This is a genomic window from Sphingopyxis sp. 550A (assembly GCF_053569535.1).
Genome location: NZ_CM131615.1, coordinates 657796 through 682604 on the forward strand (window position 1 = coordinate 657796; position 24809 = coordinate 682604).

Sequence of the window (24809 nt, forward strand, 5' to 3'; positions counted from 1 at the left end):
CTTGCGGTCATGCGGCGAAATCGCGGTCGAGGTGGCGCATCATCGCGATCTGGACGGCGCAGGCCGCCACCGCGAAGGGAATGAGCGCCATCAATCCCCAGCGCAGGCTTTCGATGCCGTGATCGGGTTTCAGCATGTCGCTGACGAAGCCCACGAACAGCGGGCCGAAACCCAGGCCGACGATGTTGAACATCAGCATCAGGATCGCGGTCGCGGTGGCGCGCGCGCGGGGCGGGGTCAGATTCTGTACCAACGCCAGCGACGGCGCGATATAGAAAGTGCAGGCGGTCAGCGGCACGATCATCAGCGTCAGCGCCGCCGGCCAGCCATCGATCGTCAGCGCGGCGATCAGCGACGGGATCAGGATCGCGGTGGCGATCGCGGGGACACGGCCATAGGCGCGCGGCGAACGCTGCGACAGGCGCGCCACCAGCCACCCGCCGCCGAGCGTCCCGGCGGCGAAGGTGATGCCGGCGACCGGCGCGAACCACGTCCCCATCGCCGCGAGCGGCATCGCCTGGACGCGCATCAGATAGGCCGGAATCCAGTTGAGCATCCCATAGCTCACGAAGGCGGCAAAGGCCGTCGCGGGCAGAACCAGCATCAGCGACCGCCGCTCGCGGAACAGCCCCAGCGCCCGGGCGAACGGCACAGGATCGTCGTTTGCGCTTTGGTCCATCTGCCCGCGCGCCGGCTCGTGCACCAGCCAGATCAGCAGCGGCCCGACGAGGATGCCGACTGCGCCGATCGCCAGAAAGGCATTGCGCCAACCGATGGCCGCCGCGGCCCAGGCACCGAAGGCCGCGCCCACGAACACGCCGAAGGGGCCGTTGCAGGTGAAGAGCGCCATCGCGACGGGGCGCCGGTCGGGCGGATAATAGTCGGCCAGGACCGACACCGACGGCGCGGTGCCGCCCGCCTCGCCGGCTCCGACGCCGAAACGCATCAACGCCAGTTGCCAGAAATTGGACACCAGCCCGCACGCCGCGGTGAAGCCGCTCCACAGGATGCAGGCGATGCCGATCAGCCTGACCCGATTCCAGCGGTCGGCGAGGATGGCGACCGGGACGCCCATTCCCGCGTAGAACAGGGCAAAGGCCAGGCCGGTCAGCAGCCCGAACTGGGTATCGCTCAACGCGATATCGGCGCGGATCGGTTCGATCAGCATCGCAAGCAGCTGGCGGTCGACAAAGTTGATCGTTCCGACCACGAACAGCATCGCCAGCGCGACATTGCGGCGCAGTGCGAGCCCGCTACCGGGCGCGGCGGTATCCCGGAGGGCGGTGGCCTCGGTCATATCTCTCCCCGAATGCGCGAGTCTTATCGGTCGAAAATACTTAGATATTTAAGTTTATCTGTCAACCAGCTTTACGGTCGGCGAGGGCCCATGAAAACGCCCCCGCTCCTTGCGGAGCGAGGGCGCGGGACTGCCTTGCGGGCGATCAGAAGGAGGCGCCGAGGGTCAGCCCGAAGGTGCGCGGCGCGCCATAGAAGCGCTGGGTGAAATAGTTCGACGTGGGGGTCAGCGCCGACACATAGGTCTTGTTCGTCAGATTCTTGCCCCACAGCATCGCGCGGAACCGCCCGTCCTCGCTTTCCCAGCCGAGCGAGCCGTCGACGAGGATGAAATCCCCGGTCTTGCCAAAGGGATCATTGACCACGGTCGATTCGAAATGGCTGCGGTACAGCATCGCCGCCCGGAAGGTCAGATTGCCCGCGCTGCCCAGCGGAACCGTATAGTCGGCGGTCGCCTGCGTCTGCCATTTCGGCGCGCGCACCAGCTTGAGGCTCGTATAATCCTCGTCCACCAGATATTTGCCGCCCGGCAGCGCCGTCACGTCGCCACAGGTCGAGGTCGGCGTTGTCGAATAGCTTGCGGGGCCGTCGAGGTCGGCGCAGAAATCGGTATATTTGGCGTCGAGATAACCGACATTGGCCGACAGGCGGAAATTCTGCGTCGGACGCAGCGTTGCCTCCAACTCGATCCCCTTGCTCGTCGCCGCGCCGATATTCTGCTGCGCGGTTTCCTGGCCAGAGGCGACGTTGGGATTGGAGAAGAAGACGCCGAATTCGAGCTGCTTGAACCTGGTGATGAAGCCGGTGAGGTTGAGGCGGAGCAGCCGGTCGAAGAAATCGCCCTTCAGCCCGGCCTCGAACAGTTCGGACGTGTTGTCCTGCGTCGGACCGGCGGTCGTCGGCGTTGCCGACCGGGCGCCGAAGCCGCCGCCCTTGTAACCCTGGCTATAGCCCGCATAGACCATCACATCGTCGGTCAGGCGATAGTCGATCCCGGCCTTGAAGGTCGCGCGGTTACGCTTGTAGCCGAGCTTGAAAGCCGCGCCGGTCGCCAGATTGGCATTGGCGATCTCCTCCATCTCGGCGAGCGATTTCACCACCGAGCGCGAGGTGAAATAGGCCGGCGACAGCAGGGTGCCGACGGGGTCTCGGAAATAATCCTTCGATTCCCAGCTCTGCCGGACGCCCAGCGTGATGTTCAGCCGGTCGGTGATGCCATAGATCGCCTGCGCGAACAGCGCCTTGGAACTGTTGTCCTGCGACACGAAATCCTGGCTGCCGAACTTCAGTGCCGGGTTGAGCAGCACCGGCAGCGTCGGGAATGCCTGCGCCAGTTCGAAGCTCTGCTTCAGATAATAGCCGCCGAAGACGAGGTTGAGCCGGGCGAGCGCGTCGGTGCGATCCGAAAAATCGGACTGCAGGCGCAACTCCTGGCTGAACTGGCGATGCGACTGGGTGCGGAAGGTCGGGAAGAAGAAGATTTCCGACTGGTCGTAGTCGCTGTCGTTGAAATCGTCGGTCTCGATATAGCCGGTGATCGACTTGACCTGCCACGAGCCGAGGTCGAGCCCGACATTGCCGATGAAACCGAGCTGGTCGGTGTCGTGGTTGGCGGGGAAGTCGCGGCCGATGGTGAAGGCGCCGTCGTCGGGTTCCTCGAACCCGAATATCGTATAGAGCAGCTGGCTCCTGTTGGGCGCCGCATCGCCGCCCGGCGCGCTCGACCGGTCGCGGACGAGGAAGGCCTTGAGGTTGATGTCGAGATTGTCGGTGGGCGTAAAGACGATCGTGCCGCGCAGCGTCAGCCGGTCTTGCCCGCCGATCTTCTTGCCGTTCACGCGATTGGTGAAATAGCCGTCATAGGTTTCCTTGTTGAGGACGAGCCGTGCCGCGAGCTTGTCCTGGATCAGCGGCATGTCGACCGCGGCCCGCGCGTCCATCCGTCCATAGTTGCCGACGGTGACCTCTGCCTGCACGCCCCAGTCGCGGCCGGGATTCTTGGTATAAGCCGCGATGCCGCCCGCAAGCGAATTCTTGCCGAACGACGTGCCCTGCGGCCCGCGCAGCACTTCGATCCGGTCGAGGTCGAAGGTGTCGAGCATCGTTGCCACCGGACGGGTGATGTAGACACCGTCGATCGAGACGCCGACAGGGCTTTCCTCGGTCGATTCGATGCCCTGCGCGCCGAGACCACGGATGAAGATCGCCGCCGAATTGGAAAAGGTCGCGACCGGCTGGATGCTGATGTTCGGGGTCGAGGGGGCCAGGTCGGTGATGTCGCGCGCGGCGGCGGCGGTCAGGCTCCGCTCGTCGAACGCCGAAATCGCCTGCGGGACGTTCTGGATCGTTTCGTTGCGGAAGCGCGCGGTGACGACGATATCGTCCGAACCCCCGCTTTCCGAAGCGCCCTCGTCCTGCGCCATCGCCGGGGCGGCGCCAAGAAGCGTAGCGATCGTCGCGACGCCAGACAGCAGAATCCGATTATGAGCTTTCATGGTCACCCTCCCATTGAGTGTATGCCGCGGTATCGGAAAAGAGGTCCCGATCCGTCAATCTGATTGACCCTTAGTATACTAATTGTTTTATGCTTGTCCATAGGCTGGAAGAAGGATTCGCATGCATGACCGAAGAAAATCAGCACCTCGTTTCGCCGGCTCTGGCGAGCCGTCCCCTGTGCACCGTCGAGTTTGAAGTCGGCGGCGGACTGATCGCGATCGGCGCTTCGCCCTTCGGTGATCAGCGGCTCGGTTACATCACCGGCGGGCGATTTTTCGGGCCGCGAATCAACGGCATCGTTTTGCCCGGCGGCGGCAACTGGTCGCGCGGCGGACGCCTGGGTGAGGCCGCCTCGGCCGGCACCTTCGACGCCCGCGCGGTGTGGCAGACCGACGACGGCGCCCTCATCTATCTGAGCTATACCGGCCGCAGCATCATTCCCGACGATGTTCGCGCGACCTTTGCCGATCCCGCGGTGCCCGACGCCGACTCGTCGCGCTACTATCTGCGAATCGCCCCTGTGTTCGAAACCGCCAGCGAACAATATGGCTGGCTGAACGGCGTGCTCGCGGTCGGTGTCGGCGAGCGCACCGATTTCGGGGTCCGCCATGTGATCCACGAGATTCTCTGACGATGATCGACCTCCATTATTCGGCGACCCCCAACGGGCAGAAGATCGCGATCATGCTCGAGGAGATCGGTGCGCCCTATCGCGTCCTTCCCTATGACATCTTCAACGGCGATCAGTTGACCGAGGCGTTCGGGCGCATCAATCCGAACCATAAGCTGCCCGCGATCGTCGACCATGACCCGGCAAGCGACGGCGAGCCGGTGACCGTCTTCGAATCGGGGGCGATCCTCCAATATCTGGCGGAGAAGGACGGTCGCTTCCTTGCCGCATCGGGCGCCGCGCGCGCGGCGACCTTGTCCTGGCTGACCTGGCAGGTCGCGGGGCTCGGGCCGATGGGCGGGCAGGCGAGCCATTTCCTGCGCTACGCCCCGGCGGGACAGGATTATGCCGTCGAACGCTATACGAAGGAGGTGACGCGGCTGCTCACCGTCCTCGAACGGCGGTTGGAGAAGAGCGCTTATGTCGCGGGCGACGACTATACGATCGCCGACATGGCGATCTGGCCCGGCCGCGCCTCGGCCTTCGTCATGGGCATGGGGCTCGACGACTGGCCCGCGACGCGCGACTGGTTCGAACGCATCCGCGATCGGCCCGCGGTCGCGCGCGCGATGGGGCGCGAAGACCTCAAGGCGCCAGCCAAATATATCGGGCGGCACCAGACGCTCGACGCGCAGGAATGGTCGAACATGTTCGGCGACGCGAACCATGCCGCGGTGAAGGGGGATTGAAGGGTAGGGCGGTTGCGACCGATTGCGGACGCCCGACCTCTCCTGACTTTGTCATCCCCGCGAAAGCGGGGACCCAGAGCGCGCGTCGGCTAACCCCACACTGGGTTCCCGCTTTCGCGGGAATGACGAAGGTGGGTAGGGGCAACTCCCCACCCCAACGCCGCCATTCGCCAGCCGGCCTCTACCGCTTCACATGCTGCCGGTCGCCCCACAGGATCGCGCGATGTTCGTCGGTGAAGCCGGTGAGACCGCCCTCGATCGTCTCGGTGCGCGCGACGCCGACCTGCATCCCTTCGGCGACCGCCGGGCGCGCGAGCATGGCGGCGCCCCAGCGCTCGACGTTCGGAAAGCGGCCCGCCTTGTCGATGAACTGGCGGCGGAGATAGGGCAGGGTCGCCATGTCGGCGATCGTATAGTCGTTGCCCGCCAACCACTCGGCCTCGCCCAGCCTTTTATCGAGCACCATCATCAGCCGGTCGACCTCGCGGGCATAGCGTTCGATCGCATAGGGGTGCCGGTCCTTGGCATAATGGGTAAAATGCGCTTCCTGCCCGAACATCGGGCCGACGCTCGACACCTGGAACATCAGCCATTGCCAGCAGATCGCGCGCTTCACCGGATCTTCGGGAAGAAAACGGCCGGTCTTCCGGGCAAGATAGAGGAGGATCGCCCCCGTCTCCCACAGCACGAAGCCTGGTCCCTCCGGCCCGTCGTCGTCGACGATCACCGGCGTCTTGTTGTTCGGATTGAGCGCGAGAAATTCGGGCGTGAGCTGGTCGCCCGCCAGGATGTCGACCGGTTCGAGCCGCCACGCGAGGTCCATTTCGAGCAGCGCGATCGCGATCTTGCGCGCGTTCGGGGTCGGACCGCCGTGAAGGGTGATCATCGCGTCACGCCTCGCGGCCGAGCCAGCGTTTCAATACCTCGGTGCTGTCCTGGCCGACGGTGAGGGGGGCAGGGCGGCGGACGCCGCCGGGCGTCGCCGACAGCTTGGGAAAGACGCCCTGCATCCGGATCTCGCCCAGCTCCTCGTCCGCGACCGTCACCAGCGCTTCGCGCGCGGCGAAATGCGGGTCGGCGAGCATATCCTCGGCGTCGTAGACGCGGCCCGCCGGAACGCCCGCGGCGATCATCTTCGCTTCGAGCTCCTCGATCGTCATCGTCTTCGTCCAGTCGCCGATCAGCGCGTCGAGCTCTTCCTGCCGCGCCCCGCGCGCGCGATGCGTGGCATAGCGTTCGTCGACGGCGAGTTCGGGGCGCCCCATCGCTTCGGCCAGCCGCGCGAAGACGCCGTCCTGGTTCGCGCCGATCAGATATTCGCCGTCGCTGCACGGATAGACGTTCGACGGCGCGATGCCCGGCAGCGTCGATCCGGTGCGGCGGCGTTTCACGCCGCTCGCCGAATAATCGGCGACGGTCGATTCCATGACCTGCAGGACCGCTTCATAGAGCGCCGAATCGACGATCTGGCCTTCGCCGGTCTTGCTCCGGTGATGGAGCGCCGCGAGCGCGCCGAGACAGCCATAGGTGGCGGCGAGCGTGTCGCCGATCGACACGCCCATGCGCGCGGGCGGCAGATCGGGATAGCCGACGATGCCGCGCCAGCCGCCCATCGCCTCGCCGATGCCGCCGAAGCCGGCGCGCTTCGAATAGGGGCCGGTCTGACCATAGCCCGACACGCGCACGACGATCAGCCCCGGATTGGCTTTGCGCAGTTCGGCGGGGTCGAGATTCCATTTTTCGAGCGTGCCGGGGCGAAAATTCTCGATCAATATATCGGCCTTGGCGATCAGTTCGCGCGCGAGCGCCTGGCCTTCTTCCGACCGCAGGTCGACCGCGACCGAATATTTGTTGCGCGCAATGACGCGCCACCAGCTTGGGCGGTCGCCCTGGCCCCAGTGGCGCATCTGGTCGCCGGTCTCGGGTGGTTCGAGCTTGACGATCTCGGCCCCCATGTCGCCGAGCAACTGGCCGCAGAAGGGGCCGGCGATAAGCTGCCCCATCTCGACCACCTTGATTCCGTCCAGCGCTCCCCCGCCGCTTGCGTTCGTCATGTCGTTCCTTTCGGGTCGGGGCCTGATAGAAACAGGCTCACGCCGCCCATGGCCATTGTATACTTAGAATGCTATGTAATTTTCAACCTGCTAAATGACTCGGGAAATGTTCGGGACCGATATGGTGAAGAATCGCAGTGTGGAAATGGTCGAGGTCGGGCCGCGCGACGGCCTGCAGAATGAATCGGCGATCGTCTCGACCGCCGACAAGGCCGAACTGATCCGCCGCGCCATAACCTATGGCGCGCGGCGGATCGAGGTGACGAGCTTCGTCAATCCCAAGAAAGTGCCGCAACTCGCCGATGCCGAGTCTCTGGTGGCGATGCTGCCCGAGCGCGACGACGTCACCTATATCGGGCTGGTGCTCAACCGCCGCGGCGCCGAGCGCGCACTGGCGACGGGGCGAATCGACGAGCTTGGCGCGGTGTGCGTGACCAGCGACAGCTTCGGCATCCGCAATCAGGGGCAGAGCTCGGACGAATCGCTCGCCGCCGCGATCGAGATCGTCGGTTTGGCGAAGGCGGCGGGGCGCAGCGGACAGATCACCATCGCCACCGCCTTCGGCTGCCCGTTCGAGGGCGAGGTCGCGATCGACCGCGTCGTCGAAATGGCGAAGCGCGCGGCCGACGCCGACCCGCGCGAGATCGCGCTCGCCGACACGATCGGCGCCGGCACCCCCGCCGAGGTCGCCGAAACGGTGGGCCGCGTGCGCGCGGCGGTCGGCGCGCTGCCGGTGCGGGTGCATTTTCACAATACGCGCGGCAGCGGGCTCGCCAATGTCTGGGCGGCGGTGAACGAAGGCGCGGCGACGGTCGACGCCTCGCTCGGCGGCCTCGGCGGCTGTCCCTTCGCGCCAGGCGCGGCGGGCAATGTCGCGACCGAGGATGTCGTCTACCTGCTCGAACGCAGCGGCGTGGCGACCGGGCTGGACCTGCCGCGGGTGGTCGAGGCGGCGGGCTGGCTCGGCGGCGTGATGGCGCGCCCGCTGCCCGCAATGGTGAGCCGGGCCCCCGCCTTTCCGAGCTGACGGCCCAAGTTTTCCGCTATTTCTGCCGCCACGCGCTTCGGGCGCATCGCTGCTCGATGGTCATCGGGAATTTTATTCACACACACGATAGTGAATATTGACTCATCCGTGAATGTGACGGATAAACCTTCCCAGATCGGTGGCAACGACCGCCGACGGGAGGGAGAGTTTGTATGAAGGCTCAGCTTTTCGCGTCCGCATCGGCGGTCGCCTTGTTCGCGCTACCTGTTTCGGCGCTGGCCCAGTCTACCGATGGCGACGCACCCGCCGATACCGGCGTCCGCGCCGATACCCACGACAGCAAGGATATCATCGTCACCGCGACGCGCCGCACCGAGCGGCTTCAGGATGTTCCGCTCAGCGTCACCGCCTTCGGTCAGAAGGAACTCGATGATCTGGGGATCGTCGGCTATGAGGGGATCGCGCAGAACACCCCCGGCGTGGTCGTCAACCGGCCGACCCAGAATTTCAACAATTTCACCGCGCGCGGCATCAACACCAACGGTTATTCGGCCGGGCTGCAAAGCGCGGTCGCCATCTATGTCGACGAGCTGCCGATCTCGGCGAACGGCAATTCGACGATCCTCGACCCCAATCTCTACGACGTCGAGCGCGTCGAGTTCCTGCGCGGGCCGCAGGGGACCTTGTTCGGGTCGAACTCGCTCGCGGGCGCGATGCGGATCATCACCAAGAGCCCCGACCTCGACGATTTCGAGGCGTCGGCGAGCGTCGACCTGGGCCTCACCGGCTCGAATTCGCTGCGCCAGCGCTATAATGCGATGATCAACCTGCCGATCATGAAGGACGAGATCGGGCTTCGCGTCTCGGGCTATTATCGCAACGAAGACGGCTGGATCGACAATATCGGCACCAGCATCAAGGATTCGAACAGCCTCGAGGCCTATGGCGGCCGCGCGGCTCTGCTGCTCCAGCCGAGCGACCGGATGAAGGTGAAGCTGCTCGTCTCCTATGAGAACAGCAAGCCCGCGGATTCGGGCCTGACCAATCCGCTGCTCGGCAAATTCGTCCGCAATTCGGATCGCCCCGACCTCTTCCAGGGCAAGCTCACCAACTACAATCTCACGGTCAATTACGAGTTCGACTTTGCCGAGCTGATCAGTTCGACGACGCTGTCGAATTACGACGCCTCCTTCTATGTCGATCTGGCCGGCACCTATGCGCAGGCCTTTCCCTTCGCGCTCGACGCTTACGGCTATGACGATCTGTTCGTGCAGGAAACGCGGCTGGTGTCGCGCCACGACGGCCCCCTGCAATGGGTCGCGGGCTTCTTTTATTACGACAAGCGCCGGACGGTCGATTTCGCCTATCGCTCGACGCCCGAATATCTGGCGGCGAACAATATCGTCGGGCTTCCCGACGAATATTATCAGCGCTTCAACAGCTATACCGATCAGAGCGAAATCGCGGGCTTCGGCGAGCTGACCTTCCGCTTCAGCGACAAATTCTGGATCACCGGCGGGCTGCGCTACGGGAATACCGAGGTGCAGAGCTTCACCCGCGGCGGCGGCTACAACAGCAATTATCTGACCAACGCCTATTGCCGCGCATTCACCCAGCTTTGCCTCGGCTTCATCCCGCCGTTCAGCGGCACGACGCCCATCCCCTATGCCGCGGGGCTGAAGGTTTCCGACGACCGCCTGTCGTGGAAGGCCAGCGTGTCGTGGAAGCCGGTCGACAGTCTGACCACCTACGCCACCGTCTCGACCGGCTTCCGCACACCGGTGGTCAACGCGCGCGCGGGACTGGTCAGCACGATCAATCCCAACGACATCGTCATCCCCGACGGCGCCAAGTCGGACAGCGTGACCAATTACGAGGTCGGCCTGAAAGGGCGCTGGTTCGGCGGCGACCTGACCGCCAATCTGGCCGGTTATTACATCGACTGGAAGAATATCCAGGTCCAGGCGAACCGCGTGTCGGATTCGATCCAGTTCGCGACCAATATCGGCGCCGCCGAAAGCTATGGTCTGGAATTCGAGTTCATGGCGCGGCCGCTCGCGGGGCTCAGCCTCGCGCTCAACGGCTCGTTCAACGAAGCGAAGGTGACCAAGCTGTCGGCTCTCGAGGCGGCGATCTCGGGCGCCGAAGTGGGCACCCGGCTCGCCTCGCCGCATTTCCAGGGCTCGGCGACGCTGCGCTATGATTTCCCGATCGGCGCCAGCGAGACCGCGTTCGCGGCGGTCAATGTATCGCACGCGGGGTCGTTCCCGAACCAGTTCCCCAACGTGCCGGGCAATCCCAACGCGGTCAGCCCGACCTATGACTATACCGAGGCGTGGACCAACGTGAACCTCTATGCGGGCGCGAAGCTGGGGGCGCTCAATCTGACCGCCTATGTCGAGAATCTCTTCGACGACAAGTCGATCACTTATGTCCACCCCGAAGCCTTTCTCGACGGGCGCTATGCCCGGATGCGGCCGCGGACGGTGGGCGTGCGCGCCGACTATCGCTTCTGACCGATGACGAGGGACCGGCCGATGATCGCTCGCTTCAGCCCCTTCGCGTTTCTGCTCGCAGCCCTGCTTTCCGCGCCGGTCGCGGCCGCCGATCCGGTGGTCGATGCGCCCGACGGAGCGGTGCGCGGGGTGCAGGAGCGCGATATGCGGGTGTTTCGCGGCATTCCCTATGCCCAGCCGCCCGTCGGCGAGCGCCGCTGGCGCGCGCCGGCGGCGCTGCCGCGCTGGGACGGCACGCGCGATGCGACGAAGTTCGGCGCCGCCTGTATGCAGCCGAAGCCGCGCGGACCCAGCATCTATGCCTGGGATCTGCCGGCGATGAGCGAGGATTGCCTGTCGCTCAACGTCTGGGCGCCGCAGAATGCGAAGGGCGCGCCGGTCTTCGTCTGGATTCACGGCGGCGCCCTGTCGTCGGGGTCGGGCGCCGACCCGCTCTATGACGGCAGCGCGCTCGCGCGGCGCGGGATGATCGTGGTGACGATCAACTACCGGCTCGGCATGTTCGGCTGGTTCGCGCATCCGGCGCTCAGCGCCGAGGCGTCCGATCATGTCTCGGGCAATTACGGCCTGCTCGACCAGGTTGCGGCGCTTGAATGGGTCAAGCGCAACATCGGCGCGTTCGGCGGCGATGCCGGCAATGTGACGATCGCCGGGGAATCGGCGGGTGCGCTCAGCGTCATGTATCTGATGGCGGCGCCCCCGGCGCGCGGCCTGTTCCACAAGGCGATCGCCGAAAGCGGCTATATGGTCTCGGCGCCCGCGCTCCGCGAGGCGATCAACGGCATGGTCCCCGCCGAGGCGCAGGGCGTCGACCTTGCCGCCAAGCTTGGCGCCGCGGACCTTGCCGCGCTGCGCGCGCTGCCGGCGGCGGACATCGCCGAAAAGGCGCCCGCGACCGGTTATTTCCCCTTCCCGAACGTCGACGGCAAGGTCGTGCCGCGCCAGCTCGTCGACACGTTCGACAAGGGCGAGCAGGCGCCGGTGCCGATGCTCGCGGGCTTCAACAGCGGCGAAATCCGCTCGCTCCGCTTCCTTCTGCCCAAGCCGCCTGCCGACGCCGCCGCCTATGAAGCCGCCATCCGCGCCGGCTATGGCGAATTCGCCGACTTGTTCCTGGCGCGCTATCCGGCGAAGGCGATCGAGGAGAGCATGCTCGCCGCGACGCGCGACGCGATGTACGGCTGGACGTCGGAGCGGCTGGCGTCGGATCAGGCGGCGCTGGGGCAGGGCGCCTATCTCTATTTCTTCGACCATGGCTATCCGGCGACCGAGGAATGGAATCTCCATGGCTTTCACGCCGCCGAATTGCCCTATGTGTTCGGCACCGCGACGCGGACCCCACCGCTGTGGCCGAAGATTCCCGACAATCTCGCCGAGCGGAAGCTGAGCGAGGCGATGGGCGATTATTGGGCGAGCTTTGCCAGGGCCGGCCAGCCGCGCGCGAAGGGCTGGCCCGACTGGCCGGCCTATGCCGACAATCGCGGTTTCCTGCATATCGCCGACGTGCCGCGCGCCGGGCATAATCTCCTCCCCGGCACCGCCGCGCTCCACGAAGCGGTGGTCTGCCGCCGCCGCGCCGCCGGCAATATCGCGTGGAACTGGAATGTCGGCGTGATGTCGCCGCCCTTGCCCCCCAAAGCCGCGGGGTGCCAATGATCGACGGATCGATGCAGACCTATGCGTTGACGCTCGACAAATTCCTCTCCCATGCCGCGAAATGGCACCCCGGCGCCGAAGTGGTTTCGGCCGGGGCGGAGGGGCAGGTCCGGCGCATCGGCTATGCCGCGCTGCGCGAGCGGGCGCTGCGCGTGTCGGGGGCGCTCGCGGCCCTCGGGATCGCGAAGGGCGACCGCGTCGCGACGCTCGCCTGGAACACGCAGGGGCATGTCGAGGCCTGGTACGGCATCATGGGCATGGGGGCGATCTGCCACACGCTCAATCCGCGCCTGACCCCGGCGCAGCTCGGCTCGATGCTCGCCCAGTCCGAGGCGTCGGTGCTGCTCGCGAGCCCCGACCTGCTGCCGCTGGCACAGGATGCCGTGCGCAATCTGGGCACGGTGCGCCATATCCTGCTGCTCGATACTGCGGAGGGCGAGGGGGCGATCGAGCCGCTGGTCGCCGCCGCGCCGGCCGATGCCGTCTGGGGCGATTTCGACGAGACCAGCCCGTCGGGGCTCTGCTTCACCTCGGGCAGCACCGGCGCGCCGAAGGGCGTCACCTATACCCATCGCGGCTGCTTCCTGCACACGATGCGCCAGCTTCAGGCCGATGTTCTCGGCATCACGGCGCGCGACGCGGTGATGCCGGTCGTTCCGATGTTCCATGCCAATGCGTGGGGCATTCCCTTCACCGCCCCGGCGGTCGGCGCGAAGCTGGTGCTGCCGGGCCGCCACAGCGACGGTGCGCATCTGGCGCGGCTGATCCGGGCCGAAGGCGTGACCGCCGCCGTCGGCGTCCCGACCGTCTGGCTCGGGCTCGTCGAGCATCTGGAGACCGAGGGCGGCGACGTGCCGACGCTCGAGCGCATTCTCGTCGGCGGGTCGTCGATGCCGCCCGCCCTGATGGACCGGATCGAGCGATGTCTGGGGGTCGAGGTGCAGACGAGCTGGGGAATGACCGAGCTGTCGCCGCTCGGCACCGCCGCATTGCCGGGCGACCCCGCGCGACGGCCGTCGCTTTCGGGCCGGCCGGCGATGGGCATCGACCTGCTGCTCACCGATGCCGAAGGCCGCGCGCTCCCCGAGCAGCGCGGCGCCGAGGGGCATTTGCGCGTGCGCGGCGGCTCGGTCGTCGAACGCTATTTCGGTCAGGCCGAGCCCGCGACCGACGCCGACGGCTGGTTCGATACCGGCGACCTGGCGCGGATCGATGGGGCGGGCAATCTCGTCATCACCGGCCGCGCCAAGGATCTGATCAAATCGGGCGGCGAATGGATCAATCCCGCCGAAATCGAGGCGCTGGTCGGCGCGCTGCCGCAGGTGTCGCTCGCCGCGGTGATCGGGCGGTCCGACCCCAAATGGGGCGAGCGCCCGATCCTGCTCGTCGAAACCAGCGAACCCGCGGTCAGCGACGCCGAACTGCTCGCGCCGCTCGCCGGGCGGGTCGCATCATGGTGGATTCCCGACGCGGTCGTGCGGCTCGACGCGATGCCGCTCGCGCCGACGGGCAAGATCGACAAAATGCAATTGCGGGCCGAATATGGACAGGTGTAGGCGCCCTAGGGCTTGACCCTAGGATCGCGGCCGCCTGAGAAGGTGCGGAAGGAAGAGAATTTGGCGTCGAATGCAAAGAGCGCGGTAAAGCGGCCATCGAAGGCGGAACAACGCGCCGAAATGATGGAGCAGATTCTCGACACCGCCGAACTCCTGTTTTCGAAGCACGGTTTTCACGGCGTGACGCTGAAGGACGTCGCCAAGCAGGTCGGCGTCCATCACACGCTGCTCAACTATTATTTCGACGACAAGCGGACGCTGTTCGACGCGGTGTTCGCGCGGCGCGCGGTCGTGACGATCGACAAGCGGATGCAGGCGCTCGACGATTATGACCGCGCGGCCGGCGGCCAGCCGACCGTCGAGGGCGCGCTCCACGCTTTCCTCGATACCGACCTCGACCTTTACATCCAGGGCGGCGAGGGATGGAAGAATTACGGCGCCTTCGGTGCGCAGGCGTCGAACAGCCCCGAGGGCGCCGAGTTCATGGACAAATATTTCGACCCGGTGGTGCTACGCCTGATCGACATATTGAAGAAGGCGCTGCCCGAATCCGACGAAGAGGATATTTTCTGGGGCTATCATTTCGTGACCGGCGCGCTGATGCTGACGCTCGCGCGGACGGGGCGCATCGACAAATTGTCGCAGGGGCTTTGCCATTCGGACGATTATGAGGCGGTGAAGCAGCGCATGGCGCGCTTCATGGCGGCGGGCTTTCGCGAGATCTGCGAACAGAGGAAGGACGCCAGGGCCGGCTGACCGCGGACGGAGGCCGCCGGACCCGCTGGGGGACGAGGCTTTCGGATTTTTATTCACTCACAAGTGAGTTACTATCATATGCAGCGAGGAAGGAACGCTATGCAACTGGATGGGCGGGTCGCGATCGTGACCGGAGCGGGCGGCGGCCTCGGCCGCGCGCACGCGCTGATGCTCGCGCGGCACGGCGCGCGCGTCGTCGTCAACGACATGCAGGCCGACGCGGCCGGGCGCGTCGCGGACGAGATCGCGGCGGCGGGCGGCGAAGCGCTGGCAGCTCCCGCATCGGTCACCGACGAGGCAGAGGTCGCGGCGATGGTCCATTCGGCGACGCTCGCCTGGGGCGGTGTCGACATTTTGGTCAACAACGCCGGCATCCTGCGCGACAGGAGTTTCGCGAAGATGGACCTCGCCGACTTCCGCCTCGTCGTCGAGGTTCATCTGATGGGCGCCGCAATCTGCTCGAAGGCGGTGTGGGAGCAGATGCGCGCGCGGCGTTTCGGCCGCATCGTGATGACGACCTCCTCCTCGGGGCTCTACGGCAATTTCGGGCAGGCCAATTATGGCGCGGCCAAGATGGCGCTCGTCGGGCTGATGCAGACCCTCGCGCTCGAGGGCGAGAAATACGGCATCCGCGTCAACTGTCTCGCGCCGACCGCGGCGACCGCGATGACCGACGGCGTCCTCGCGCCCGAAGCGCTTGCGCATCTCGCGCCCGAGGCGGTGAGCCCGGGCCTGCTCGCGCTCGTCGGCGAGGACGCGCCGACGCGCGCGATCCTGTGCGCCGGTGCCGGTCATTTCGCGGCCGCGAACGTCACGCTGACGGGCGGCGCCTTCATCGGGCGCGGCGACGATGCTGCGACGCGCGTCGCCGCCGAATGGGATCGCATTGCAGACCGGCGCGGCGAAAGCGTGCCGGCCTATGGCTTCACGCAGGCCGAGCGCGAGCTCGCGAGCGCGGGCGTTACCGCGCCGACGATGGCGGTCCAACGCTGATATTCCCCGGGAGCGTGGCGGACGGGCCGGTCAAGAGCCCGCCGCCGCTGCCGGTCTGAAGGGAGAGGAAGATGGTAACCGACAGCGAAATGCTGCCCGCCGAGGGCAAGCGCCAGAACGAGACTCTCGTCATCACCGCTTCGTCATTGGGGACGGTGTTCGAATGGTATGATTTCTATCTCTACGGCCTGCTCGCCAGCGTGCTCTCGCACCATTTCTTTTCGGGGGTCAACGAAACCACGGGTTTCATCCTCGCATTGATGGCGTTCGCCGCGGGCTTTGCGGTACGGCCGTTCGGGGCGCTGGTGTTCGGGCGCGTCGGCGACGTCGTCGGGCGCAAGAACACCTTCCTCGTCACCATGGCGATCATGGGGCTGTCGACCTTCGCGGTCGGCTTCCTGCCTTCCTACGACACGATCGGGGTTGCGGCGCCGATCATCCTGATGCTGCTGCGCCTGCTCCAGGGCCTGGCGATCGGCGGCGAATATGGCGGCGCGGCGGTTTATATCGCCGAACATGCGCCGCCCGGAAAGCGCGGCTTCTACACCAGCTTCATCCAGACGACCGCGATGATCGGGCTGATCCTCGCCTCGACCTTCGTCGTCACGCTGCGCCTGTTCATGGACGAGGACAGCTTCAACGACTGGGGCTGGCGGCTTCCCTTCCTCTTCTCGATCGTCCTCCTGTCCGTCGCGCTGTGGATTCGCCTCCAGCTCGAGGAAAGCCCGGTCTTTCAGCGCATGAAGGAGGCCGGCGCGACCTCGAAAGCGCCGCTCAAGGAAGCGTTCGGCGAATGGCGCAACCTCAAGATCGTGCTGATCGCGCTGTTCGGCGCGGTCGCGGGGCAGGCGGTGATCGGCTTTGCCGCGCACCTCTATCCGCTCTTCTATCTCGAACGCATTGCGCGGGTCGACGGGGCGACGGCGAATTTCCTCGTCGCCGCCGCGCTGACGATCATCATCCCCAGCTTCATCTTCTTCGGCTGGCTCAGCGACAAAATCGGGCGCAAGCCGATCATGATGACCGCCTGCGTCATCGCGGTCTTCGTCTATTTCCCGCTCTACAAGGCGCTGGTCGTCGCGGCCAATCCGGCGATGGCGGCGGCGGTCGAGCGCGCGCCGGTGCAGATCGCCGCCTATGCCGGCGAATGCTCGTTCCAGTTCGATCCGATCGGCAGCAACAGCTTCGATGCGACGAGCTGCGACATCGCCAAATCCTATCTCGCGAAGAACGGCATCAACTATGCCAATGTCGCGGCGTCGGCGGGAACGGTCGCCTCGGTGCGGATCGGCGCGCGGACGCTCGCGGTTCCCGACCCCGCGGGGCTCGACAAGGCGGGCCGCGCCGCCGCGGTCGCATCCTTCGACGCCGCCGCGAAGGCCGAACTCGACGCGGCGGGCTATCCCGACAAGGCCGATCCGGCGCGGGTGAACAAGGGCCGGGTGCTCCTGATCCTCTGCACCTTCGGGCTGCTCGCGACGATGGTCTACGGCCCGCTCGCGGCGCTGCTCGTCGAGCTGTTTCCGGCGCGCATCCGCTACAGCTCGCTGTCGCTTCCCTATCATATCGGCAACGGCTGGATCGGCGGCTTCATGCCGACGATCGGCTTCGCGATGGTCGCCGCGACGGGGAATATCTATCAGGGGCTCTGGTATGCGGTCGTGATCGCCGCGGTCACCGCGGTCGTCGGCATCCTGTTCTTGCCCGAAACCTACAAGCGGGACATCGAGGCATGAGCGGGGATGGGGCGGGGGCGATCGGCCGCCGCGCACTGATCCAGGCGGCGGCGGGTGTGGCGGCGGCGCCCGCGCTGTTGGCGAACGCATCCGCCGCGACGCAGCGCAAGCCCGCGCCCAGGGGCTTCCTCTGGGGCGCCGCGATCTCGGCGCATCAGAGCGAGGGCAACAACACGAATAGCGATGCGTGGCTCGCCGAAAATATCCGGCCGACCTTGTTCAAGGAGCGCTCGGGCGACGCGTGCGACAGCTATCATCGCTATGACGAGGATTTCGCGCTGGCCGAAACGTTCGGGTTCAACTGCTATCGGCTCGGGATCGAGTGGGCGCGGATCGAGCCGAGCGAGGGCCATTTCTCCAACGCCGAGCTTGACCATTATGCGCGGGTGCTGACCGCGTGCCGCAAGCGCGGGCTCGCGCCGGTCGTCACGCTCAGCCATTTCACCGTGCCGCTCTGGTTCGCGAGGCGCGGCGGGTTCGAGGCAAGCGACGCACCGCAGCTTTTCGCGCGCTATTGCCGCACCGTCGCCGAACGGCTCGGCGGGCTGATGCATCTGGTGACGACGTTCAACGAAGCGAATATCGGCCTGCTCGTCGCGCTGTTCCCGCAATCGGAAGCGGGCGCGGCGTTGCAGCGCGAGGCGCAGGCGGCGCTGGTCGCGGCGACCGGCGCGCCCAAATTCTCGCGCCTCGCCTTCGCCCATCCCGCGGTCACGACCCCGATCATGCAGCAGGCGCACCGGCTCGCCTATGAGGCGATCAAGGCGGCACGCCCCGAGCTGCCGGTCGGGATCACGCTGACGACGCAGGACATCCAGTCGGTGGGCGCGCCGTCGCTCGTCGCCGACTATGAGCGGCGCCTCTATGGCGATTGGGTCGATGTCGCGCGCAGCCACGCCGATTTCTTCGGCGTGCAATGCTATACGCGCCTCCGCTTCGACGAGCATGGCATGGTTGCGCCGCTGCAGGGCGCCGAGCTGACATTGTCGGGCTATGAATTTTATCCGCAGGCGCTGGCGGACACGATCCGCTGGGCACACCGCACGATCGGCAAGCCGATCTATGTCACCGAAAGCGGCGTGGCGGTGGCCGACGACGCCCGCCGCATCGCCTTCATCGATCGCGCGCTCGACGGGGTGCGCAAATGCCTCGACGAAGGCATATCGGTGCACAGCTATATCTATTGGTCGCTTCTCGACAATTTCGAATGGACGTCGGGTTATGCGGTTCCGTTCGGGCTCGCCGCGGTCGACCGACAGAGCTTCAGGCGCACGCCGCGCCCGAGTGCTTTCCATTTCGCCGCGATCGCACGCGCGAACCTTATCTAGGGTCAGGCATCCAGGACCGGGCGCGGCCGCCGCGCGGGCAACCGGAATCCATGCTGTCCGGATAATGTCAGGAAGGAGGGGCCTTTATCCCCCGTCCGCCACACTCGGTGGCCGCGACGGGGGAACAGGTTGTGTGTGCACAGGAAGAACAATAGGGGAACAAATATCGATCGTCAACCCCCTTCGGCATCCGTCGCGGCTGGTTGACGTAAACGTCAATTGGCGCCAAAGCCAAGCCAGAGCCGATAAGGGAAACAGCGAAAGGAACAGGAAATGGCCGAGCAGCCCCGCTTTGATCTGACCGGGCGTGTCGCGCTCGTGACGGGCGCGTCGTCGGGGCTCGGCGCCGGTTTCGCGCACGCGCTGGCGGCGGCGGGCGCGAAGGTCGTGCTTGCGGCGCGGCGCGCCGACAAACTCGCCGAGCAGGTCGCGGCGATCGAGGCGGCGGGCGGTCAAGCGATCGCGGTCAGCCTCGACGTCACCGACGAAGCCTCGACCAAGGCCGCTTACGACGCCGCCGAGGCGGCGTTCGGCACCGTCGACACGATCGTCGCCAACGCCGGGGTCGCGACCGAGAAGGTGGCGACGGCGCTGACGGTCGAAGAGGTCGACGGGCTGTTCGCCGCCAACGTGCGCGGCGTTTTCCTGACCGCGACCGAAGGCGCGCGCCGTCTCGAAGCGGCAGGCAGCCGTGACAAGCAAAACGGCCGCGTCGTCCTCATCGGCTCGATCACCGCCGAAAAGGTCTTTCCGGCGACCTCGGTCTATGGCGCGACCAAGGCGGCGGTGCGTCACATGGGCAAGGCGCTCGCGCGCGAATGGGCGCGGCGCGGGATCAGCGTCAACATCATCCAGCCCGGCTATTTCGAGTCGGAGATGACCGCCGACCTGTTCAACAGCGAGGCGGGCAAGAAGTTCGTCGCGACTTTCCCGCGCCAGCGCCTGCGCCCGCCGAGCGACCTCCACGCGCCGCTGCTGCTGCTCTGCTCGGACGCCGCACAGGGGATCACCGGCAGCGTCATCACCATCGACGACGGGCAGACGCTGTGAGCGGCGAACTGCTCGTCGAGGCGCGCGGGCAGGTCGAGATCGCGACACTCAACCGGCCCGAGCGACTGAATGCGCTGAGCGAAGGACTGGTCGACGAACTCAATGATTATTTCGGCGGGCTCGCCGAGCGCAAGGAGGTCCGCGTCGTCATCCTGCGCGGCGCCGGGCGCGGTTTCTGCGCCGGGCTCGACATTCAGGAGGATCGCGCCACCGACGAGACGCCGGTGCTGCGCACGCTGCGCACCCAGACGAGCATCGGCAACATCTATCGCAAGATGCGCGCCTGTCCGCAGCCGATCATCGCGCTCGGCCACGGCGCTGCGGCGGGCGGCGGGCTGTCGCTGCTGCTCGCGTCCGACGTGCGCTATGCCTCGCCGTCGTTTCGCTGCAACGCGGCCTATATCCGCATCGGGCTCGGCGGCTGCGACATGGCGTCGAGCTATTTCCTGCCGCGCCTCGTCGGCGCCAGCCTCGCGTCGGAGATGATCCTGACCGGTCGCTTCATCGACGCCGAGCGCGCGCTACGTGCCGGGCTGGTCAGCGAGATCGTCGAGGAGGAGGCACTGCTCGATCGCGGCCTCGCGCTCGCCGACGAGATGCTGGCGACGAGCCCGTGGGGGCTGCGCCTGTCGAAGCAGGCGCTGAACCTCAATATCGACGCGCAAAGCCTCGACGCCGCGATGGCGATCGAGGACCGGCAGCAGGTGATCCTGTCGGCGACCGAGGATCACAAGGAAGCGCTCGCCGCCTTCCTCGGCAAGCGGCCGCCCGAGTATCGCGAGCGGTGACCGGCCCGCTCACCCTCTATGCCTTCAACACCGGCTGGTTCCAGTGCCGGCCGGGCTATTTCATCGAGGGCGAGGAGGGGGATTATCTCAAGGGCCCGGTTCCTTCCTATCTGATCGACCATCCCAAGGGCCGGGCGCTGTTCGACAGCGGCATGGGGGTGCGCTATCGCCGCACGCTTGCCGACGCGCTGCCGCCGAACAAGTTCGGGCTGCAATGGTTCGAAGGGCAGGAGATCGCGGCGCGGCTGAAGAGCATCGACGTCGACCCGGCGAGCATCGACTGGGTGATCAACTCGCACCTCCACATCGACCATTGCGGCGGCAACGCCAGTCTGCCCAACGCGACGATGATCGTCCAGTCGCGCGAGCTCGCAGCGGCGCAGGCGGTCGAGGAGCCGGGGCTTTACGAGGCCGAGGATTATGCCACCGGCCAGCCGGTGCGCGCGATCGACGGCGAACTCGACCTGTTCGGCGACGGCAGCGTGCGGATCGTCCCCACATACGGCCATACGCCGGGCCACCAGAGCGTCATCGTCACCTTGCCGAGCGGGCGCGAGATACTGCTCGCCGCCGACTGCTGCTACACCGAGCGCAACCTCGATTTGATGGTGCTGCAAAAGGCGGTGGTCGACCGCGAGGCGGGCCTCAAGACGATGGGCTTTCTGGACCGCCGTCGCCGCGCCGGCGCGCATATCCTCTTCGGCCACGACGGGCGCCAATGGGCGAGCGTCGAGGAGGGAAAGCCGGTCATTTAACAAGCTCTGCGCTCTCGCGAAGGCGGGAGCCCATCTCCGGTCGGTGCTATTCTGATCCGGTGGGAGATGGGTCCCCGCCTTCGCGGGGACACGCAATTTTTCAATCGAGGATGTGGGCTTAAAACTGCTTCGCCACCCGCTCGGCGAAATCGGGCGCGACGCCTGCGCTGTTGAACACCTCATGCGCCAACCCCGGCCCCAGCGGCAGGTCGGCCTGCTCGCGGTAGAGCCGCTTGTAGGCGAAGACGCTGTGCCGCGACTGGGCGGCGATCGCTTCGGCCAGCGCCCGCGCCGTCCCATCGAGCTCGGCGTCGGCGACGACATGGTTGGCGAGGCCGATCCGCGCCGCCTCGCGTCCATCGACGGGCAGGCCGGTGAAGCTGATCTCGCGCGCCTTCCATTCGCCGACGCGGCGCGGCAGCCGCTGGCTCATGCCCCAGATCGGCACCAGCCCGAACTTGCCGTGGGTGTCGGCGAAGCGCGCACTCTCGCCCGCGACGATGATGTCGCCCGCGAGCGCCAGTTCCAGCCCGCCGGTGAAACAGCCGCCCTGCACCGCGACGATCAGCGGCTGCGGCAGTTCGGCGAGTTTGGTCACGATCGATGCCTGATAATGCGGTCGCGGCGCTTCGAGCCCGCGTTCCTTGAGGTCGTTGCCGGCGCAGAAGACCGGCCCGGCCGCGCGCAGGATCACCGCACCGATCCGTTCGCCCGCGTCGGCGATCGCGTCGGCGTGCGCGTCGAGTTCGCCCCACAGCGCGAGGTTCAGCGCGTTGCGCTTGTCGGGGCGGTTCAGCGTCAGCGTCGCGATGCCGTCGGCATCGTCGCGCAGCACCAATTGGGTCATCTCACTCTCCCTTATTCGGTTCCGTGCCGTCCAAGCAGGAATGGCCGGGCGTGCCAAGAGCATTGACTTTGCAATCTTTTGACATAACAAGTGCCAAAACTTACGCAGGGGGGACGGCGATGGCGATGCGTGAAAAAGCCGGGCGGGGGGCCGGCTGCATTGCCCGGGGGCGAAGCGCCCTTGTCGCCTCGATGACCCTGCTTGCGGCGGCGCCGGCTATGGCCTCGGCCAGTTCGGCGCCGCCGCACCATCCCAATATCGTGCTTCTGCTCGCCGACGACTGGGGGTTCAGCGATGTCGGTTCGTTCGGCAGCGAGATCGCGACCCCGAACATCGATGCGCTCGCGGCGGCGGGGATGCGCTTTTCCAACTTCCACGTCGCGGGCTCCTGCTCGCCGACGCGCGCGATGCTGCAGAGCGGGGTGATGAACCACCGCGCCGGGCTCGGCAACATGCCCGAGACGATCCCCGACGCGCATCGCGGCAAGCCCGGCTACGACACGGTGATGAACCTGCGCGTCGTGACGATCGCAGAGCTTTTGAAGGCGGCGGGCTATCGCACCTATCTGACCGGCAAATGGCATCTCGGCAGCGATGCGAAGCGGCTTCCGGGCGCGCGCGGCTACGACCGCGCGTTCAGCCTCGCCGACGCCGGCGCCGACAATTTCGAGCAGCGGCCGATCGAGGGCATGTACGACACCGCCGCCTGGACCGAGAACGGCAAGCCTGCGACGCTGCCGAAGGATTATTATTCGTCGCGATTCGTCGTCCAGAAAATGATCGACTATATCGAGGCCGACCGCGCAAGCGGGAAGCCCTTCCTCGCGTCGGTCAATTTCCTCGCCAACCATATCCCGGTGCAGGCGCCCGACAGCGACATCGCGCGCTATTCGGCGATGTATCGCGAAGGCTGGACCGCCTTGCGCGAAGCGCGGGCGAGGCGCGCGGTCGCGCTCGGCATCATGCCCGCGAGCACGGCGCTGGTGACGATGAAGACGACCCCCGACTGGGCGAAGCTCGATGCCGAAGAGCGCGCGGCGGCAATCCGCGTGATGCAGGCCTATGGCGCGATGGCGACCGCGATGGACCGCGAGGTCGGGCGGCTCGTCGCGCATCTCAAGGCAACCGGCGATTACGACAATACGATCTTCGTCTTCCTGTCGGATAATGGGGCGGAGCCGACCGATCCCTACAATCGCCTGCGCAACCGGCTGTTCCTCGGGATGGAATATGACACCTCGACTGCGAACATCGGCCGCCGCGGCAGCTTCAGCGCGATCGGACCGGGCTGGGCGAGCGCCGCCTCGTCGCCGCTGTCGGGCTATAAGTTCAGCGCGACCGAAGGCGGGCTGCGCGCGCCGTTGATCATCGCCTGGCCCGGCCATTCGCAGGTCCGCGCGGGCGCGATCAACGGCGGCCTTGCGCATGTCACCGACATATTGCCGACGCTGCTCGACCTTGCGGGGGTGGCGGGGCAGGACGGCACATGGAACGGCCGCCCGGTCGAACGGCTCGCCGGACGCAGCCTCGTCCCCATGCTCGCGGGCGGCGTGGGCAGCGTCCATGGCGACGCGCCGATCGGCTATGAACTGTCGGGCAACGCCGCCCTGTTCCGGGGCGATTACAAGCTCGTCCGCAACCTTCCGCCGACCGGCGACGGCCAGTGGCGGCTCTACGATATCCAGAGCGATCCGGGCGAAACGAAGGATCTGGCGACCGCGATGCCCGACCGTTTCGCGGCGATGCGCGCCGACTATGCGGCCTTCGCCAAGGACAATGGCGTGCTCGAAATGCCCGCGGGCTATACCGCCGATGAGCAGATCAATCTCTATGCATGGCGGCAGCAGGGAAAGAAGCGCGCGATCCAGGCGGGACTGGTGCTCGGCGGGGTCTTGATCGGATTGGTGGCGCTGATCTGGGCCTGGCGTCAGCGCCGTCGCCGTCGTTTATCCGGAGCCTAATCCTCGATCAGCGCTTCGACCATATATGCGACAACGCCGGAGGCGTCCTCGACCGACAGGCCTTGATCCTGCCGGATCGCGCGCCAGTTCTGGAACGAAAGCGCCGCGCATAAGGCTTCGACCCGATAGCGATTGCCGCTTGCTTCGGCCGGAAGCAGCCGCAGCACGAGGTCGCGTTCCATCGTCACGACCTGCGCATATTGGCCCATCAGGAAAGGCGACTGATAACGCTTGATGTTGGCAGCGAGGCGGAAGGGCAGCATCGTCTCGAAAACCCGCGCGCGGCGGCGGGTGAGGTCGCGGACATTGGCGCGCCAGTCGGGGTCGGCATAGGGCGCGGTGATCACCGGCCAGATGCGGTCGGCGACGATCCGCGAAATCTCGCGATAGAGCGAGTCCATGTCGTCGAAATGGCGGAACACGGTGCGCAGGCCGACGCCCGCCTCCTCGGCGACGCGCGCCGCGCTCGGCATCAGGTCGCCGCCCTCGATCAGGTCCATCATCGCCGCGACGATGCGCTTGTGGCTCGACCGGCCGCGTTCGCGCCGCCCGTCGATCCGCGTGCCTTCTTCGGCCGGCTCGGCTGTCACTTTCCCCTCCATGCTTCTGCGCTGGCGCAGCTTGCGACGCGCGTCAATGGCCGTGTCGAACCATCTTGCGCCCCTTCGCATATA

The 24809-nt window shown here is 66.5% G+C and carries 20 protein-coding genes; 14 read left to right on the plus strand and 6 right to left on the minus strand.

The annotated features are described in order from the left end of the window. Positions 1 to 7 precede the first annotated feature (7 nt). Together ACVENA_RS03300 and ACVENA_RS03305 are read right to left on the minus strand one after the other, a co-directional pair. The gene (locus ACVENA_RS03300) at positions 8 to 1297 is read right to left on the minus strand and encodes a spinster family MFS transporter (RefSeq protein ID WP_449327636.1); all 1290 of its coding nucleotides are present in this window, start codon (positions 1295 to 1297) and stop codon (positions 8 to 10) included. Positions 1298 to 1442: 145 nt separating this feature from the next. Next, complete coding sequence (locus tag ACVENA_RS03305) at positions 1443 to 3791, minus strand: TonB-dependent receptor (protein WP_449327637.1); 2349 nt, start codon at positions 3789 to 3791, stop codon at positions 1443 to 1445. A gap of 125 nt (positions 3792 to 3916) precedes the next feature. Between ACVENA_RS03305 and ACVENA_RS03310 the strand changes: the two genes are divergently transcribed. Together ACVENA_RS03310 and ACVENA_RS03315 are read left to right on the plus strand one after the other, a co-directional pair. Beyond that, complete coding sequence (locus ACVENA_RS03310) at positions 3917 to 4423, plus strand: DUF3237 domain-containing protein (protein ID WP_257548123.1); 507 nt, start codon at positions 3917 to 3919, stop codon at positions 4421 to 4423. Positions 4424 to 4425: 2 nt separating this feature from the next. Further along, the gene (locus ACVENA_RS03315; protein WP_449327638.1) at positions 4426 to 5151 is read left to right on the plus strand and encodes a glutathione binding-like protein; all 726 of its coding nucleotides are present in this window, start codon (positions 4426 to 4428) and stop codon (positions 5149 to 5151) included. A gap of 181 nt (positions 5152 to 5332) precedes the next feature. Here ACVENA_RS03315 and ACVENA_RS03320 read toward each other — a convergent pair whose 3' ends face one another. After that, a complete protein-coding gene (locus ACVENA_RS03320; protein ID WP_449327639.1) occupies positions 5333 to 6037 on the minus strand; it encodes a glutathione S-transferase family protein in 705 nt (234 codons plus the stop codon). 4 nt (positions 6038 to 6041) lie between these two features. Beyond that, positions 6042 to 7205, minus strand: a complete 1164-nt coding sequence (locus ACVENA_RS03325; protein WP_449327640.1) for a CaiB/BaiF CoA transferase family protein — start codon at positions 7203 to 7205, stop codon at positions 6042 to 6044. Positions 7206 to 7311: 106 nt separating this feature from the next. Here ACVENA_RS03325 and ACVENA_RS03330 point away from each other — a divergent pair, with 106 nt between their 5' ends. From ACVENA_RS03330 to ACVENA_RS03380, 11 genes are all read left to right on the plus strand, one after another. Then, positions 7312 to 8232: a hydroxymethylglutaryl-CoA lyase gene (locus ACVENA_RS03330; protein ID WP_449327641.1), complete on the plus strand. Its 921-nt coding sequence runs from the start codon at positions 7312 to 7314 to the stop codon at positions 8230 to 8232. 173 nt (positions 8233 to 8405) lie between these two features. Next, positions 8406 to 10709, plus strand: a complete 2304-nt coding sequence (locus ACVENA_RS03335) for a TonB-dependent receptor (protein WP_449327642.1) — start codon at positions 8406 to 8408, stop codon at positions 10707 to 10709. A gap of 21 nt (positions 10710 to 10730) precedes the next feature. Beyond that, positions 10731 to 12365, plus strand: a complete 1635-nt coding sequence (locus ACVENA_RS03340; protein ID WP_449327643.1) for a carboxylesterase/lipase family protein — start codon at positions 10731 to 10733, stop codon at positions 12363 to 12365. Then, on the plus strand, positions 12362 to 13921 hold the full coding sequence (locus ACVENA_RS03345; protein ID WP_449327644.1) for an AMP-binding protein: 1560 nt from the start codon (positions 12362 to 12364) through the stop codon (positions 13919 to 13921). Before ACVENA_RS03340 ends, ACVENA_RS03345 begins: the two co-directional genes overlap by 4 nt. A gap of 60 nt (positions 13922 to 13981) precedes the next feature. Further along, positions 13982 to 14677, plus strand: coding sequence for a TetR/AcrR family transcriptional regulator (locus tag ACVENA_RS03350; protein WP_257548135.1), 696 nt, complete (start codon positions 13982 to 13984; stop codon positions 14675 to 14677). A 99-nt stretch (positions 14678 to 14776) separates the two neighbouring features. After that, a complete protein-coding gene (locus ACVENA_RS03355; RefSeq protein WP_257548136.1) occupies positions 14777 to 15670 on the plus strand; it encodes an SDR family NAD(P)-dependent oxidoreductase in 894 nt (297 codons plus the stop codon). 71 nt (positions 15671 to 15741) lie between these two features. Continuing rightward, positions 15742 to 17406, plus strand: a complete 1665-nt coding sequence (locus tag ACVENA_RS03360) for an MFS transporter (RefSeq protein WP_449327645.1) — start codon at positions 15742 to 15744, stop codon at positions 17404 to 17406. Then, entirely contained in the window at positions 17403 to 18734 is a 1332-nt protein-coding gene (locus ACVENA_RS03365; RefSeq protein ID WP_449327646.1) for a glycoside hydrolase family 1 protein, read from the plus strand. Before ACVENA_RS03360 ends, ACVENA_RS03365 begins: the two co-directional genes overlap by 4 nt. A gap of 273 nt (positions 18735 to 19007) precedes the next feature. Next, positions 19008 to 19784: an SDR family NAD(P)-dependent oxidoreductase gene (locus tag ACVENA_RS03370; protein ID WP_257548140.1), complete on the plus strand. Its 777-nt coding sequence runs from the start codon at positions 19008 to 19010 to the stop codon at positions 19782 to 19784. Further along, complete coding sequence (locus ACVENA_RS03375; protein ID WP_257548142.1) at positions 19781 to 20572, plus strand: enoyl-CoA hydratase/isomerase family protein; 792 nt, start codon at positions 19781 to 19783, stop codon at positions 20570 to 20572. Before ACVENA_RS03370 ends, ACVENA_RS03375 begins: the two co-directional genes overlap by 4 nt. After that, positions 20569 to 21327 (plus strand): N-acyl homoserine lactonase family protein, encoded by a 759-nt coding sequence (locus ACVENA_RS03380; protein WP_449327647.1) that lies wholly within the window; start codon positions 20569 to 20571, stop codon positions 21325 to 21327. Before ACVENA_RS03375 ends, ACVENA_RS03380 begins: the two co-directional genes overlap by 4 nt. Before the next feature lie 118 nt (positions 21328 to 21445). Here the strand turns inward: ACVENA_RS03380 and ACVENA_RS03385 are convergent, their stop codons facing one another. Then, positions 21446 to 22174, minus strand: a complete 729-nt coding sequence (locus ACVENA_RS03385) for an enoyl-CoA hydratase/isomerase family protein (RefSeq protein ID WP_257548144.1) — start codon at positions 22172 to 22174, stop codon at positions 21446 to 21448. Positions 22175 to 22365: 191 nt separating this feature from the next. Between ACVENA_RS03385 and ACVENA_RS03390 the strand changes: the two genes are divergently transcribed. Beyond that, a complete protein-coding gene (locus ACVENA_RS03390) occupies positions 22366 to 24135 on the plus strand; it encodes an arylsulfatase (protein ID WP_257548146.1) in 1770 nt (589 codons plus the stop codon). On the opposite strand, the gene ACVENA_RS03395 is transcribed toward ACVENA_RS03390, so the two are convergent. Continuing rightward, positions 24132 to 24725 carry a TetR/AcrR family transcriptional regulator gene (locus ACVENA_RS03395; RefSeq protein ID WP_257548148.1) on the minus strand — a complete coding sequence of 198 codons (594 nt, stop codon included), beginning with the start codon at positions 24723 to 24725 and terminating at the stop codon, positions 24132 to 24134. The two genes, ACVENA_RS03390 and ACVENA_RS03395, sit on opposite strands and share 4 nt — an antisense overlap. Positions 24726 to 24809 lie beyond the last annotated feature (84 nt).

Bases quoted from the DNA above. Each gene is read 5' to 3' on its own strand.
- ACVENA_RS03300 (WP_449327636.1), bottom strand. From the start codon at position 1,297: ATGACCGAGGCCACCGCCCTCCGGGATACCGCCGCGCCCGGTAGCGGG.
- ACVENA_RS03305 (WP_449327637.1), bottom strand. From the start codon at position 3,791: ATGAAAGCTCATAATCGGATTCTGCTGTCTGGCGTCGCGACGATCGCT.
- ACVENA_RS03310 (WP_257548123.1), top strand. From the start codon at position 3,917: ATGACCGAAGAAAATCAGCACCTCGTTTCGCCGGCTCTGGCGAGCCGT.
- ACVENA_RS03315 (WP_449327638.1), top strand. From the start codon at position 4,426: ATGATCGACCTCCATTATTCGGCGACCCCCAACGGGCAGAAGATCGCG.
- ACVENA_RS03320 (WP_449327639.1), bottom strand. From the start codon at position 6,037: ATGATCACCCTTCACGGCGGTCCGACCCCGAACGCGCGCAAGATCGCG.
- ACVENA_RS03325 (WP_449327640.1), bottom strand. From the start codon at position 7,205: ATGACGAACGCAAGCGGCGGGGGAGCGCTGGACGGAATCAAGGTGGTC.
- ACVENA_RS03330 (WP_449327641.1), top strand. From the start codon at position 7,312: ATGTTCGGGACCGATATGGTGAAGAATCGCAGTGTGGAAATGGTCGAG.
- ACVENA_RS03335 (WP_449327642.1), top strand. From the start codon at position 8,406: ATGAAGGCTCAGCTTTTCGCGTCCGCATCGGCGGTCGCCTTGTTCGCG.
- ACVENA_RS03340 (WP_449327643.1), top strand. From the start codon at position 10,731: ATGATCGCTCGCTTCAGCCCCTTCGCGTTTCTGCTCGCAGCCCTGCTT.
- ACVENA_RS03345 (WP_449327644.1), top strand. From the start codon at position 12,362: ATGATCGACGGATCGATGCAGACCTATGCGTTGACGCTCGACAAATTC.
- ACVENA_RS03355 (WP_257548136.1), top strand. From the start codon at position 14,777: ATGCAACTGGATGGGCGGGTCGCGATCGTGACCGGAGCGGGCGGCGGC.
- ACVENA_RS03360 (WP_449327645.1), top strand. From the start codon at position 15,742: ATGGTAACCGACAGCGAAATGCTGCCCGCCGAGGGCAAGCGCCAGAAC.
- ACVENA_RS03365 (WP_449327646.1), top strand. From the start codon at position 17,403: ATGAGCGGGGATGGGGCGGGGGCGATCGGCCGCCGCGCACTGATCCAG.
- ACVENA_RS03370 (WP_257548140.1), top strand. From the start codon at position 19,008: ATGGCCGAGCAGCCCCGCTTTGATCTGACCGGGCGTGTCGCGCTCGTG.
- ACVENA_RS03385 (WP_257548144.1), bottom strand. From the start codon at position 22,174: ATGACCCAATTGGTGCTGCGCGACGATGCCGACGGCATCGCGACGCTG.
- ACVENA_RS03390 (WP_257548146.1), top strand. From the start codon at position 22,366: ATGACCCTGCTTGCGGCGGCGCCGGCTATGGCCTCGGCCAGTTCGGCG.